Annotated in this window: 17 protein-coding genes; all 17 read left to right on the top strand. The window is 36.4% G+C overall.

The features are described 5' to 3' along the window. Nucleotides 1-11: 11 nt before the first annotated feature. Complete coding sequence (gene rpoC / locus MWH28_RS02390; RefSeq protein ID WP_248617666.1) at nt 12-3,449, top strand: DNA-directed RNA polymerase subunit beta'; 3,438 nt, start codon at nt 12-14, stop codon at nt 3,447-3,449. A gap of 169 nt (nt 3,450-3,618) precedes the next feature. Then, the gene (gene rpsL / locus MWH28_RS02385) at nt 3,619-3,987 is read left to right on the top strand and encodes a 30S ribosomal protein S12 (RefSeq protein WP_248617665.1); all 369 of its coding nucleotides are present in this window, start codon (nt 3,619-3,621) and stop codon (nt 3,985-3,987) included. A gap of 43 nt (nt 3,988-4,030) precedes the next feature. Continuing rightward, on the top strand, nt 4,031-4,501 hold the full coding sequence (rpsG, locus tag MWH28_RS02380; RefSeq protein WP_248617664.1) for a 30S ribosomal protein S7: 471 nt from the start codon (nt 4,031-4,033) through the stop codon (nt 4,499-4,501). A 27-nt stretch (nt 4,502-4,528) separates the two neighbouring features. Continuing rightward, a complete protein-coding gene (fusA, locus tag MWH28_RS02375; protein WP_345894740.1) occupies nt 4,529-6,598 on the top strand; it encodes an elongation factor G in 2,070 nt (689 codons plus the stop codon). A 28-nt stretch (nt 6,599-6,626) separates the two neighbouring features. Continuing rightward, a complete protein-coding gene (gene tuf, locus MWH28_RS02370) occupies nt 6,627-7,811 on the top strand; it encodes an elongation factor Tu (protein WP_248617663.1) in 1,185 nt (394 codons plus the stop codon). A gap of 83 nt (nt 7,812-7,894) precedes the next feature. Next, complete coding sequence (rpsJ, locus tag MWH28_RS02365; protein ID WP_248617662.1) at nt 7,895-8,212, top strand: 30S ribosomal protein S10; 318 nt, start codon at nt 7,895-7,897, stop codon at nt 8,210-8,212. Nucleotides 8,213-8,239: 27 nt separating this feature from the next. After that, nucleotides 8,240-8,866, top strand: coding sequence for a 50S ribosomal protein L3 (rplC, locus tag MWH28_RS02360; RefSeq protein WP_248617661.1), 627 nt, complete (start codon nt 8,240-8,242; stop codon nt 8,864-8,866). Between the two features lie 23 nt (nt 8,867-8,889). After that, nucleotides 8,890-9,516: a 50S ribosomal protein L4 gene (rplD, locus tag MWH28_RS02355; protein WP_248617660.1), complete on the top strand. Its 627-nt coding sequence runs from the start codon at nt 8,890-8,892 to the stop codon at nt 9,514-9,516. Then, nucleotides 9,516-9,806, top strand: coding sequence for a 50S ribosomal protein L23 (gene rplW, locus MWH28_RS02350; protein ID WP_248617659.1), 291 nt, complete (start codon nt 9,516-9,518; stop codon nt 9,804-9,806). The genes rplD and rplW overlap by 1 nt, the downstream gene beginning before the upstream one ends. 25 nt (nt 9,807-9,831) lie before the next feature. Then, nucleotides 9,832-10,674 carry a 50S ribosomal protein L2 gene (rplB, locus tag MWH28_RS02345; RefSeq protein ID WP_248617658.1) on the top strand — a complete coding sequence of 281 codons (843 nt, stop codon included), beginning with the start codon at nt 9,832-9,834 and terminating at the stop codon, nt 10,672-10,674. Nucleotides 10,675-10,696: 22 nt separating this feature from the next. Further along, complete coding sequence (rpsS, locus tag MWH28_RS02340; RefSeq protein WP_248617657.1) at nt 10,697-10,981, top strand: 30S ribosomal protein S19; 285 nt, start codon at nt 10,697-10,699, stop codon at nt 10,979-10,981. Nucleotides 10,982-11,014: 33 nt separating this feature from the next. Continuing rightward, nucleotides 11,015-11,356 carry a 50S ribosomal protein L22 gene (rplV, locus tag MWH28_RS02335; RefSeq protein ID WP_248617656.1) on the top strand — a complete coding sequence of 114 codons (342 nt, stop codon included), beginning with the start codon at nt 11,015-11,017 and terminating at the stop codon, nt 11,354-11,356. Between the two features lie 4 nt (nt 11,357-11,360). Next, nucleotides 11,361-12,008 (top strand): 30S ribosomal protein S3, encoded by a 648-nt coding sequence (gene rpsC / locus MWH28_RS02330; RefSeq protein ID WP_248617655.1) that lies wholly within the window; start codon nt 11,361-11,363, stop codon nt 12,006-12,008. 19 nt (nt 12,009-12,027) lie between these two features. Further along, nucleotides 12,028-12,462 carry a 50S ribosomal protein L16 gene (gene rplP / locus MWH28_RS02325; RefSeq protein WP_248617654.1) on the top strand — a complete coding sequence of 145 codons (435 nt, stop codon included), beginning with the start codon at nt 12,028-12,030 and terminating at the stop codon, nt 12,460-12,462. After that, nucleotides 12,452-12,655, top strand: coding sequence for a 50S ribosomal protein L29 (rpmC, locus tag MWH28_RS02320; protein ID WP_248617653.1), 204 nt, complete (start codon nt 12,452-12,454; stop codon nt 12,653-12,655). Before rplP ends, rpmC begins: the two co-directional genes overlap by 11 nt. 17 nt (nt 12,656-12,672) lie before the next feature. Beyond that, the gene (gene rpsQ / locus MWH28_RS02315; protein ID WP_248617652.1) at nt 12,673-12,933 is read left to right on the top strand and encodes a 30S ribosomal protein S17; all 261 of its coding nucleotides are present in this window, start codon (nt 12,673-12,675) and stop codon (nt 12,931-12,933) included. 25 nt (nt 12,934-12,958) lie between these two features. After that, nucleotides 12,959-13,327: a 50S ribosomal protein L14 gene (rplN, locus tag MWH28_RS02310; RefSeq protein ID WP_248617651.1), complete on the top strand. Its 369-nt coding sequence runs from the start codon at nt 12,959-12,961 to the stop codon at nt 13,325-13,327. Nucleotides 13,328-13,356 lie beyond the last annotated feature (29 nt).

Raw genomic sequence — 13,356 nt, 5'->3', positions numbered from 1 at the left:
GGAGTGTGCCCTTGTTTAATGTCAATAACTTTGATTCAATGAAAATAGGTTTAGCTTCACCGGAAAAAATTCGTTCCTGGTCTAGTGGTGAGGTAAAGAAACCAGAAACGATTAATTATCGAACTTTGAAACCGGAGAAGGAAGGACTTTTTTGTGAAAAAATCTTTGGGCCAACTAAAGATTGGGAGTGTCATTGTGGGAAGTATAAGCGAGTTCGTTATAAAGGGGTTGTCTGTGACCGCTGTGGTGTTGAGGTTACACGTTCTAAAGTAAGAAGAGAAAGAATGGGACATATTGAACTAGCAGCACCAGTTTCCCATATTTGGTTCTTTAAAGGGATTCCTAGTCGTTTAGGGTTGGTTATGGATATGTCACCGCGTTCTTTAGAAAAAGTACTTTATTTTGTTTCTTATATTGTAATTGAACCTGGAGATACACCGCTAAGTGAAAAGCAATTACTAACAGAAAATGAATATCGAGAAGCTAAAATGAAGTATGGTAAAGAATTTAAAGCAGGTATGGGTGCTGAAGCTATTAAAGAAATTTTGCGAGAAATGGACTTAGATGAAGAGGTTAAAAAATTAACTCAAGAAGCTAAGGAAGTATCTGGCCAAAGGCGTAAGCGGATAGTACGTAGATTAAAGGTGCTAGAAGGGTTGAGAACATCTGGTAATAACCCAGAATGGATGATTTTAGATGTTATTCCTGTTATCCCTCCAGAACTAAGACCTATGGTTCAACTTGATGGAGGAAGATTTGCAACTTCAGATTTAAATGATCTTTATCGTAGGGTTATCAATCGTAATAATCGATTGAAGAGGTTATTAGATCTTGGTGCACCAAATATTATTATCCGTAATGAGAAGAGAATGTTACAAGAAGCTGTAGATGCTTTGATTGATAATGGTCGACGAGGAAGACCGGTTACTGGTGCAGGAAATAGACCATTAAAATCTTTAAGTGATATGCTGAAAGGGAAGCAAGGTCGTTTCCGTCAAAATCTTTTAGGAAAACGTGTTGATTATTCTGGGCGTTCTGTAATTGTTGTTGGCCCGGACTTAAGATTAGATCAATGTGGTTTACCAAAGAAGATGGCGTTGGAGTTATTTAAACCTTTTGTAATGAAGAGATTGGTTGATAAAGAATTGGCCCATAATATCAAAAGTGCTAAAGGTATGGTTGAGAAATTAGATGAAGAAGTTTGGGATATCTTAGAAGAAGTAATTAAAGAACACCCTGTAATGCTAAATCGTGCTCCTACGCTTCATAGATTAGGTATTCAGGCTTTTGAGCCGATCTTAGTAGAAGGGAAAGCAATTAAAATTCATCCTTTAGTCTGTCCAGCTTATAATGCTGACTTTGATGGTGATCAAATGGCAGTTCATGTTCCATTATCAGCTGAAGCTCAAGCAGAAGCTAGATTATTGATGTTGTCTACTTATAACTTGTTATCTCCAGCGGATGGGGAAGCAATTGCTGTTCCTTCTCAGGATATGGTACTAGGTGCTTATTATTTAACAATTACCAAGGAAGGTGCTACAGGAGAAGGTAAGTTTTTTGGTTCAGCAGCTGATGTAATCAAAGCTTATGAGAATGATAAAGTTGAACTTCAGACTGAAATCAAGTATAGACTGGATAATGGAGAATGGATAGAGACTAGTGTAGGTCGAGTAATTTTTAATGATGTACTACCTGAAAAACTTCCATTTTACAATAAGGTCTTTGATAAAGGTGAGCTGGGGGATTTGATTACTGAAAGTTATAAGAAGTTAGGGTCAAATCAGACGGCTGATATTTTAGATGCCGTTAAAAACTTAACTTTCAAATATGCAACAAAATCTGGAATTACAATAGGTGTAACTGATGTTGATATTCCGGATAAGAAATATGATATTTTAGAAGAATCTGAAGAAAAAGTTAGTAAAGTTGAGCAACAATATCGTCGTGGTTTGATCACTGAAAGAGAAAGATATCAACGAGTAATTAGTATTTGGGGTAAAGCTAAAGATAGAGTTACTGAAGCCTTGATTGATAATTTAGGTGAATTCAATCCAATTTATATGATGGCTACCTCAGGTGCTCGTGGTAATAAATCACAGATTACTCAGTTAGGTGGAATGCGTGGGTTAATGGCTGACCCTTCTGGTCGAATTATTGATATGCCGATTAAAACTTCCTTTAGAGAAGGCTTAACAGTTTTAGAGTATTTTATTTCTACTCACGGAGCAAGAAAAGGATTGGCCGATACGGCATTGAGAACGGCAGATTCTGGTTATCTAACTAGAAGATTGGTTGATGTTTCTCAAGATGTAATTGTTAGAGAAAGAGACTGTGGTACAGATGAAGGCCTATTATTAGAGGCAATTAGAGAAGATGGAGAGATTATTGAACCATTAAGTGAAAGGGTTTTAGGTCGAATAGCTTCTGTTGATATTATTGATCCTGAAACAGAGCAAGTTATAGTTTCAGAAGGCGAAATGATTGATGAAGAAGCAATTGCTGAAATTGAAAGAGCAGGGATTGAAGCAGTAGAAATCAAAACAGTTCTAACTTGTCGAACGAAACATGGAGTTTGCCAAGAGTGTTATGGTCGTAATCTTGCTGATCGTAAGTTGGTTAATGTAGGAGAAGCAGTTGGAATTATGGCTGCTCAATCTATTGGAGAGCCTGGAACACAGCTGACAATGAGAACATTCCATACTGGTGGTGTTGCTGGGGATGATATTACGCAGGGTCTACCAAGAGTTGAAGAGTTATTTGAAGCTCGAAGTCCAAAGGGACAGGCAGTTGTAACGGAGTTAGATGGGCAAGTAAACTTAGTTGAAAAAAGCAACTCTTATAAAGCAGTAATTAAGACTGAAGAAGGTAGACAAAAGACTTACCAACTACCTTATGGTTCTGAAATTAAGGTTAAAGATAAAGAGTATGTTACAGCTGGTGATAAATTGACCAAAGGTCCATTAGATCCAGAAGATATTTTAACAATTAGAGGTAGACGAGATGTACAAAAATACCTATTAAGAGAAGTGCAAAGTGTTTATCGTTCTCAAGGTGTTGAAATTAATGATAAGCATATAGAAGTTATTATCAGGCAAATGTTAAGCAAGGTTGTAGTTAAAGAGTCTGGTGAGACTGATTTGTTACCTGGTAATTTAGTAGATATCTTTGAATTTGAAAAAATTAACGAAGAAGCAATAGCTAATGGAAAAGAACCTGCTACTGCTAAACCAGAGCTGTTAGGAATTACAAAAGCTTCTTTATCAACGGATAGCTTTTTATCCGCTGCTTCTTTCCAGGAAACAACTAGAGTTTTAACTGAAGCTTCCTTAGAAGGGAAAAATGATAACTTATTAGGATTGAAGGAGAATGTGATTATTGGACAATTAATTCCAGCAGGAACTGGTATGAAAAGATATCATGATGTTGATGCTGAAGTTGTAAAAGAGTAAAAAAACTAGAAAAAGGTTGACAGGTAGCAAACAAAGTGTTAAAATACGTAAGTGTGTTATGAATCAGTAGGTAACAGATTATGATTTTATAAATTACTTAAATTGCAATGAAATAAAGTGTAAGATAGTTAGTTGGTTTTTATTAAAAAATGGAAGGAGGTGTTTTGTAATGCCAACAATAAATCAACTTATTCGCAAAGGAAGAAATAAGGTTAAAAAGAAAAAAGGGGCTAGAGCTTTAGAAGGAGCACCTCAAAAAAGAGGGGTTTGTACCAGAGTATATACTGCAACTCCTAAAAAACCTAATTCTGCTTTAAGAAAAGTAGCACGTGTTAGGTTAACTAATGGTAAGGAAGTTACAGCTTATATTCCGGGAATTGGTCATAATTTACAAGAACACTCTGTAGTTTTAGTAAGGGGTGGACGTGTTAAAGATTTGCCAGGAGTTAGATATACAATAGTGCGTGGAGCATTAGATACTGCTGGAGTTGAAGATAGAAGAAAAGGTCGTTCTAAATATGGTGTTAAGAAGCCGTAATTAGCTTAAAAGTAATAATAGATTAAAAAAAGGGGGGATAAAGATGTCAAGAAAAAACAGAGCTCAACGGAGAGAAGTTGATCCTGATCCAGTATATAATAGCAAACTGGTAAGTCGGTTTATTAATAAAATTATGATTGATGGGAAGAAGAGCTTAGCTGAAAATATTTTTTACGATGCTATGGAATTGATTACAGAAAAGACAGGTGAAGATGCTAAAGAAGTTTTAAAAGAAGCATTGAATAATGTAATGCCTGTTTTGGAAATTAGGACTCGTCGTGTTGGTGGAGCAAACTATCAAGTACCTATAGAAGTTGATAATAACCGGCGCTTGACTTTAGGAATGCGTTGGATTATTAATGCAGCTAGAGCGAGAAATGAGAGAAAAATGGTTGAAAGGTTCACTAATGAAATTATTGATGCTTATAATGAAGAGGGTGGAGCAGTAAGAAAGAAAGAAGAAGTACATCGAATGGCTGAAGCAAATAAAGCTTTTGCACATTATAGATGGTAATCAAAGAGTAAAGGAAGGTGTTGGATAGTGCCTAGACAGTTTTCATTAGAAATGACTAGGAATATTGGGATTATGGCACATATTGATGCTGGGAAGACGACAGCTACGGAAAGAATTTTATTCTATACCGGTCGTGTGCATAAGATTGGAGAGACACATGATGGAGCTTCTCAGATGGATTGGATGGAGCAAGAGAAAGAACGTGGAATTACAATTACTTCTGCAGCAACAACTTGTCAGTGGAATGATCATAGAATTAACATTATAGATACGCCTGGACACGTGGACTTTACTGTTGAGGTAGAGAGATCTTTAAGAGTATTAGATGGAGCAGTTGGTGTCTTTTGTTCAGTAGGAGGAGTTGAGCCACAATCTGAAACAGTTTGGCGTCAAGCTGATAAATATAATGTACCTCGAATTGCTTTTGTTAATAAGATGGATAGAACTGGAGCAGATTTTTATAATGTATTAGATATGATGGAAGAAAGAATTGCTGCTAATCCGGTTGCTCTTCAGCTTCCTATTGGGAAAGAAGAAAACTACCAAGGTTCTATTGATTTAGTAGAGATGAAAGCAATTGTTTATGAAGACGAACTTGGAGTTGACTATGTTGAAAGAGAGATTCCTGATGATTTACAAGAAAAAGCTGAAGAATATCATGAGTTATTAATTGAAAAATTAGCAGATTTAGATGAAGAACTTATGATGAAGTATTTAGAAGGTGAAGAAATTACAGTTGAAGAAATTAAAGCAGCTATTCGAAAAGGAACTATTGATAATGAATTTACTCCTGTATTTTGTGGTACTGCTTTAAAGAATAAAGGAATTCAGCCTTTATTGGATGCAATTGTTGATTATTTACCTGCACCAATTGATATTCCACCTGTTACAGGATTAGAGCCTAAGACAGAGGAGGAAATTACTCGAGAAGCTGATGATGATGCTCCATTTTCAGCATTGGCATTTAAGATTATGACTGATCCTTATGTAGGTAAATTAGCTTTCTTTAGAGTTTATTCTGGAATTTTAGAAGCTGGTTCTTACGTTTATAATTCAACGAAAGATGAAAAAGAACGTGTTGGTAGAATCTTGCAGATGCATGCCAATAAGAGAGAAGAAAGAGAAGAGGTCTTTGCTGGAGATTTAGCTGCAGCAGTAGGGCTTAAAAATACCGCAACAGGAGATACATTATGTACAGCGGATGAACCAATCATTTTAGAATCTATGGAATTTCCTGAGACAGTTATTGATGTAGCTATTGAACCTAAAACGCAAAAAGATAGTGATAAGTTAGGGGAAGCACTACAAAAATTAGCTGAAGAGGATCCAACATTTAATGTTAGAACTGATGAAGAAACTGGACAAACAATTATCTCGGGTATGGGTGAGTTACACCTAGAGGTAATTATTGATCGATTGACAAGAGAGTTCAATGTTGAAGCTAATATTGGTGAACCTCAGGTTGCTTATCGTGAGACTATTACTAAGAAAGCTGAAATTGAAGGTAAGTTTATCCGACAATCTGGTGGTCGTGGTCAGTATGGTCATGTAATTATGGAAATTGAACCATTAGAAGCTGGAGAAGGATTTGAGTTTGAGGATAATATTGTTGGTGGAGTTGTTCCAAGAGATTATATCGGTTCTGTTGAAGAGGGAGTTAGAGAAGCTTTAGAAAATGGTATTATAGCTAACTACCCAGTAGTTGATGTTAAGGTTTCTTTAAATGATGGTTCATATCACGAAGTTGACTCTTCTGAAATGGCCTTTAAAATTGCAGGTTCTATGGCAATTAGAGAAGGTTCACACAGAGCAAATCCTGTACTATTAGAACCAATTATGGCAGTTGAGGTTACGACTCCTGAAGAATATATGGGAGATGTAATTGGAGACCTTAATTCTCGCCGAGGGCAAGTTGAAGGTATGGAACAACGAGGTAATGCACGAATAATTAGGGCATATGTTCCATTATCTGAAATGTTTGGGTATGCAACTGATCTTCGTTCTAATACACAAGGTCGTGCTCAGTATGTAATGCAGATGGATCATTATGATGAAGTACCTAAAAATATTGCTAAAGAAATTATGGAGAAAGCTTAATAACACTTTAAATTAAGGGGGAATAAAAATGGCAAAAGAAAAGTTTGAAAGAACGAAACCTCATGTTAACATTGGTACAATTGGTCACGTAGACCATGGGAAGACAACAACAACAGCTGCTATTACAAAGGTATTAGCAAAAGGTGACGAAGGTTCATCAAATTTTGAGGATATTGATAATGCACCAGAAGAAAAGGAAAGAGGAATTACAATAGCAACATCTCACGTAGAGTATGAAACAGCAAATAGACACTATGCTCACGTTGATTGTCCAGGACATGCTGACTATGTTAAGAATATGATTACAGGGGCAGCACAGATGGATGGTGCAGTTTTAATTGTATCAGCAGCAGATGGTCCAATGCCTCAAACAAGAGAGCACTTATTACTAGCACGACAGGTAGGAGTACCACGAATTGTAGTATTCTTAAATAAAGCAGATATGGTAGACGATGAAGAGTTAATCGAATTAGTAGAGATGGAAGTAAGAGAATTACTTAATGAGTATGATTTTGATGGAGATGAAGCTCCAATAGTAGTAGGATCAGCATTAAAAGCATTAGAAGAGCCAACTGGAGAATGGGCAGATAATGTTATGGAGTTAATGGATGCAATTGATGATTATATTCCAACTCCAGAAAGAGATACAGATAAAGAGTTCTTAATGCCAGTAGAGGATGTATTCAGTATTACAGGGCGTGGAACAGTAGCCACAGGTCGTGTAGAAAGCGGAATTGTAGAAGTAAATGATGAAGTAGAGATAGTAGGAATTAAAGATACAGAAACTACAGTAGTAACAGGAATTGAGATGTTTAGAAAGATGATGGATGAAGCACAAGCAGGAGATAACATTGGAGCATTGTTAAGAGGTGTAAATAGAGAAGATATTGAGCGTGGGCAGGTATTAGCAGAGCCAGGAAGTATTACTCCACATACTCAATTTAAAGCAGAGGTTTATGTTTTAAGTAAGGATGAGGGAGGAAGACATACTCCATTCTTTGATGGATATAAGCCACAATTTTACTTCAGAACTACAGATGTAACAGGAACAATTGACTTACCAGAAGGTGTAGATATGGTAATGCCAGGAGATAATATCGAGATGGTAGGAAAATTAATCTCTCCAATTGCAATGGATGAAGGAGTTCGATTTGCAATTAGAGAAGGTGGAAAGACTGTTGGTGCTGGAGTTGTTACTGAAATTATTGAATAAATAAATAGGAAAGGGAATGAGGAGTGACAGTTCCTCCTCATCTTTTTTCTGCTTACTAAACGTTATTTGGAGGTGGAATTAATATGGCTGGACAGGCTAGAGAAAAAATTAGAATTAGATTAAAAGCATATGAACATCAATTGCTAGATAATTCAGCAAGTAAGATTGTTGAGACTGCTAAAAAAACTGGTGCTGAAGTTTCTGGACCAGTACCATTGCCTACTAAAAAAGAGGTGTTTACTATTTTGCGTTCACCTCATGTAAATAGTAAAGCTAGAGAGCAATTTGAGATGAGAACTCATAAACGATTAATTGATATTAAAGAACCAACGCCTAAGACTGTTGACTCTTTAATGAGGTTAGATTTACCAGCGGGTGTCGATATTGAAATTAAATTATAAATTGGATGTTGGGTAAGGAGGTGCAAAATGATGAAAGGTATTTTAGGTAAAAAAGTTGGTATGACTCAAGTATTTAACGAAGAAGGAGAAATGGTACCGGTTACTGTTGTCAAAGCTGGACCTTGTACTATAGTGCAAAAGAAGAGTGAAGAAATTGATGGATATAATTCTATACAGCTTGGTTTTGAAGATGCTAAGGAAACAAGAGTAAACAAACCATTACAAGGACATTTTGAAAAGTATGGAATCGCTCCTAAAAGATACGTCAAAGAATTTAGAATTGCTGGAGTTAAAGACTTAGAACCAGGAGATGAAATTACTGCAGATACATTTTCTGAAGGAGATAAAGTAGATGTAACAGGTACTTCTAAAGGGAAAGGATTTGCTGGAACAGTAAAGAGATGGAACTTTAGAACTGGGCCAAAGACTCACGGTTCACGAAATTATAGATTACCTGGTGCTATTGGTGCTGGTTCTGATCCGGCACGAGTATTTAAAGGAAAGAAGATGCCAGGTCGAATGGGACGTGACAAGGTTACTGTTCAAAACTTAGATATTGTAAAAGTTGATTCTGAGAAGAACTTATTATTGATTAAGGGTGCTGTACCTGGCCCGAAAAAAGGATTATTGACTATTAAAGAAACTGTTAAATAAGTTTGTAGGAAGGAGGAAAAAAGATGCCAGAACTAACGGTGCGCAATACAGAAGGACAAGAAACAGGCAATGTTAACGCAAACCAAGAAGTATTTGATATAGAAATTAATGAGTCTGCAGTTCATCAAGCAGTTACTGCTCAATTAGCTGCTAAGAGAGCTGGAACGGCTAAAACTAAGACGCGAGGAGAAGTCAGTGGTGGTGGTCGTAAGCCATGGAGACAGAAAGGAACTGGACGTGCTCGTCATGGGAGTATTCGTTCTCCAATCTGGGTTGGTGGTGGAACTACTTTTGGCCCGCAACCACGCAGTTATAAGAAGAAGATTCCTAAGAAAGTTAAGAAGCTGGCAGTCAAGTCTGCTTTAACAGCAAAAGTAACAGAAGATGATTTGATTGTTATTGATGAGTTCAACTTTACAGCTCCTAAAACTAAACAGATGGTATCTGTTCTAGATAATTTAGAAGCAAAAGATAAGAAAGTATTGATTGTAATTGAAGGTAGAGATGATAATGTATATAAATCTGCTCGGAATATTCCAGGGGTAAGAGTTGTTACAGCAGATAGGGTAACTGTTTATGATGTTTTAAATAGTGATAAGTTGGTAATGACTGAAAAAGCAATTGCCCAAGTTGAGGAGGTGCTGATCTAATGAAAAATCTTAGAGATGTTATTATTGCGCCTCATATTTCTGAAAGAAGTATGATGGATATGGAAGAAACGAACTGGTATACTTTTAAAGTTCAACTTAAAGCTAATAAGACTGAAATAAAGAAAGCAATTGAAGAAATTTTTGATGTTAAGGTTGAAAAAGTAACTACTAATCGAATGCCTGGGAAGAAAAGAAGAATGGGTCACCATGAAGGAAGAACTGCTGAGTGGAAGAAAGCTAGAGTTAAATTAGCTGAAGATAATAGAATTGATATTTTTGAAGGTATATAATTTTTAAGAAGAGGAGGGAAATAGAATGTCAATTAAGAAATTTAAGCCGACTACGCCGGTGCGGAGATATATGACGATCGATAGTTTTGAAGATGTCACAACTGATAAGCCAGAAAGATCTCTACTTAAGCCACTTAAAAAGACTGGTGGGCGAAATGCTAATGGTCGAATTACTGTTCGACATCGTGGTGGCGGACATAAAAGAATGTATAGAATAATTGATTTTAAAAGAGATAAAGATGGCGTTCCAGCAAAAGTAGCTACAATTGAGTATGATCCTAATCGTTCTGCTCGGATTGCTTTATTGCATTATGTTGATGGAGAAAAAAGGTATATTATTGCTCCAAAAGGATTAGAAGTGGGAGATCAAGTTCTTTCTGGTTCAGAAGCAGATATTAAGGTAGGAAATGCTTTACCTTTAGAAGATATTCCAGTAGGTACTATAGTCCATAATATTGAAATGAAGCCTGGAAAAGGTGGCCAGATGGTTCGTTCTGCTGGTGCTCAAGCTCAAATTATGGCTAAGGAAGATAAGTATGCTCATATTCAACTACCATCTGGAGAGGTAAGGTTGATCAACCTTAATTGTAAAGCAACGATTGGTCAAGTAGGAAATATTGAGCATGAAAATATTACTATTGGTAAAGCTGGTAAGAGCCGTTGGTTAGGAAGAAGACCTAGTGTTCGTGGTACAGCAATGAACCCACATGATCATCCACATGGTGGTGGAGAAGGTAAGAAGCCTGCTGGTCGACAGCCGGTAACACCTTGGGGACAACCTACTATTGGAAAGAAAACTCGTAAGCCTAAATCATCTGATAAGATGATTGTTAGAAGTCGTCATGCTAAGAAGAAAAGAAGAAAGTAATTAGAGAGGGGGACATAATAAATTGGGTCGTTCATTAAAAAAAGGACCATTCGTAGATAAGAAGTTGTTAGCTAAGATTGAGAAGATGAATGAAACTGGAGATAAAAAGGTTATTAAGACTTGGTCAAGAAGTTCGACTGTCTTTCCACAGATGGTAGGACATACAATCGCTGTTTATGATGGACGGAAGCATGTTCCGGTATATATTACTGAAGAGATGGTTGGACATAAATTAGGAGAGTTTGCTCCAACAAGAACTTTTAGAGCTCACAGTCAGCATACTGAGAGGTCTACATCGCTTAAATAGTTAATTAGATTTTAAGATGAAGGGGGTTAAACTATGGAAGCAAAAGCAACTGCTAAACGTGTTCGGATTTCCCCAAGAAAAGCTAGACTAGTAGTCGATTTGGTACGGGGTAAAAAGATTGGTGAAGCAATTGGGATTTTAAGAAATACACCACAGAAAGCATCTAAGATAGTAGAAAAAGTTCTTAATTCTGCTGTTGCTAATGCTGAAAATAATCATGGCATGATTGCTGATGAGTTATACATTTCTGAAGCATATGTAAATGAAGGACCGACAATGAAAAGATATAAGCCAAGAGCTATGGGACAGGCAAGTCCTATTAATAAAAGAACAAGTCATGTTACTCTTAAAGTAGCAGAAAAAAAGGAGGGATAATTAGATGGGACAAAAAATACATCCACATGGTTTAAGGGTCGGAGTTGTTAAAGAGTGGGATGCAAAATGGTATGCAGATAAAGATGAATATGCTGACTTATTACATGAAGATCTAGAAATCAGAGAACACATTAAAACAAAGATGTATGAAGCAGGTATTGCAAGAATTGTAATTGAAAGAGCTGCTAATAGAATCAAGATAGATGTTCACACTGCTAGACCAGGTATGGTAATTGGAAAAGGTGGTTCTGAAGTAGATAAATTAAGATCAGAGCTAGAAGATATTACTGGGAAAAAGGTACAAGTTAATGTTGTAGAGGTGAAAAAACCTGATCAAAATGCTCAATTAGTTGCAGAAAATATTGCTCAACAATTGGAAAATAGAGTTTCCTTTAGAAGAGCAATGAAGCAAACAATTAATCGAGGCATGAGACAACGAGGAGTCGAAGGATTCAAAGTTGAATGTGCTGGAAGATTAGGTGGAGCTGATATGGCTCGAACTGAAGGATATAGTGAGGGTAGTGTTCCATTGCATACTTTGCGTGCTGATATTGATTATGGATTTACAGAAGCTGATACAACTTATGGTCAAATTGGAGTCAAAGTTTGGATTTATAAAGGTGAAATTTTGCCTGAAATCGATGATGAATAATTAGAAAGGAGGCAATTTTATGTTAATACCAAAGCGTGTTAAGCATAGAAAGCAGCATCGTGGTCGCTTAAAAGGGAAAGCAAGACGAGGTAATAAAGTTAACTTTGGAGAATATGGTTTACAAGCTTTAGAACCAGTTTGGATTACTAATCGTCAGATTGAAGCAGCTAGAATTGCTATTACTCGTTATATCAAACGTGGAGGTAAGGTTTGGGTTAATATTTTTCCTAATAAGCCTGTAACTGCCAAACCTGCTGAAACTAGAATGGGTAGTGGTAAAGGAGAACCAGAAAAATGGGTTGCTGTTGTAAAACCAGGTCGGGTAATGTTTGAAATTTCTGGTGTAAAAGAAGAGGTTGCTCGTGAAGCTATGAGACTGGCGTCACATAAACTGCCTATTGATACTAAATTTGTAAAACGGGAAGAAATGGACGGTGAGGCAAATGAAAGCTAAAGAATTACGAGAGCTAACGGATAAGGAGTTGGATAAAAAGTTAGAAGAATCCAAAGAAGAGTTATTTAATTTGAGATTTCAAAATGCTACTGCACAACTTGATAATCCAATTAGAATTCGGGAAGTAAAGAAAACAATTGCTCGGATAAAAACGATTCTAACTGAACGTCAGCTCAAGCTCAATCAAGCGTAATTGAAAGGAGGAAGATTATGGCGGAAGAAAAGAGTAATAAAAAGACAAATATTGGAGAAGTAGTTAGTGATAAAATGGATAAAACTGTTGTAGTTGCTGTTGAACGAAAGACACAACACTCCTTATATAAAAGAGTAATTAAAAGAACTTCTAAATTTAAAGCTCATGATGAGAACAATGAATGTAACGAAGGAGATATAGTAAAAATTGTAGAAACTCGTCCAATCAGCAAACAAAAAAGTTGGAAAGTAGAAGAAATTATTCGCAAAGCTAAGTAGTTTTTAATTGAAAGGAGGGGTTGAAATGATTCAATCAGAATCCAGATTAAAAGTAGCAGATAACTCAGGAGCTAGAGAGTTATTATGTGTTAAAGTTTTGGGTGGTTCTAAAAAGCGTTATGCTTCTGTAGGGGATATAATTGTTGCTACGGTAAAAGAAGCTATTCCTACAGGTATGGTAAAAAAAGGGGAAGTTGTTAAAGCTGTAATTGTAAGAACTAAGCGTGAAGTAAGAAGAGATGATGGTTCTTATATTAGTTTTGATGAAAATGCTGCAGTAATCATTGAGAATAATAATGAACCAACAGGAACTCGGATTTTTGGCCCAATTGCACGTGAGCTAAGAGAAAGAAAATTCACAAGGATTATCTCTTTAGCACCTGAAGTTCTTTAATTAAGTGGGTCATAAGAAAGGAGGGGGAT

This window comes from Natroniella sulfidigena (assembly GCF_023223645.1).
Classification (GTDB): Bacteria; Bacillota; Halanaerobiia; order Halobacteroidales; family Halobacteroidaceae; genus Natroniella; species Natroniella sulfidigena.
The sequence above is the reverse complement of the archived record's forward strand: the minus strand, read 5'-3'. Positions and strand labels throughout refer to the sequence as shown.

Bases quoted from the DNA above. Each gene is read 5' to 3' on its own strand.
- rpsL (WP_248617665.1), top strand. From the start codon at position 3,619: ATGCCAACAATAAATCAACTTATTCGCAAAGGAAGAAATAAGGTTAAA.
- rpsG (WP_248617664.1), top strand. From the start codon at position 4,031: ATGTCAAGAAAAAACAGAGCTCAACGGAGAGAAGTTGATCCTGATCCA.
- tuf (WP_248617663.1), top strand. From the start codon at position 6,627: ATGGCAAAAGAAAAGTTTGAAAGAACGAAACCTCATGTTAACATTGGT.
- rpsJ (WP_248617662.1), top strand. From the start codon at position 7,895: ATGGCTGGACAGGCTAGAGAAAAAATTAGAATTAGATTAAAAGCATAT.
- rplC (WP_248617661.1), top strand. From the start codon at position 8,240: ATGATGAAAGGTATTTTAGGTAAAAAAGTTGGTATGACTCAAGTATTT.
- rplD (WP_248617660.1), top strand. From the start codon at position 8,890: ATGCCAGAACTAACGGTGCGCAATACAGAAGGACAAGAAACAGGCAAT.
- rplW (WP_248617659.1), top strand. From the start codon at position 9,516: ATGAAAAATCTTAGAGATGTTATTATTGCGCCTCATATTTCTGAAAGA.
- rplB (WP_248617658.1), top strand. From the start codon at position 9,832: ATGTCAATTAAGAAATTTAAGCCGACTACGCCGGTGCGGAGATATATG.
- rplV (WP_248617656.1), top strand. From the start codon at position 11,015: ATGGAAGCAAAAGCAACTGCTAAACGTGTTCGGATTTCCCCAAGAAAA.
- rpsC (WP_248617655.1), top strand. From the start codon at position 11,361: ATGGGACAAAAAATACATCCACATGGTTTAAGGGTCGGAGTTGTTAAA.
- rplP (WP_248617654.1), top strand. From the start codon at position 12,028: ATGTTAATACCAAAGCGTGTTAAGCATAGAAAGCAGCATCGTGGTCGC.
- rpmC (WP_248617653.1), top strand. From the start codon at position 12,452: ATGAAAGCTAAAGAATTACGAGAGCTAACGGATAAGGAGTTGGATAAA.
- rpsQ (WP_248617652.1), top strand. From the start codon at position 12,673: ATGGCGGAAGAAAAGAGTAATAAAAAGACAAATATTGGAGAAGTAGTT.
- rplN (WP_248617651.1), top strand. From the start codon at position 12,959: ATGATTCAATCAGAATCCAGATTAAAAGTAGCAGATAACTCAGGAGCT.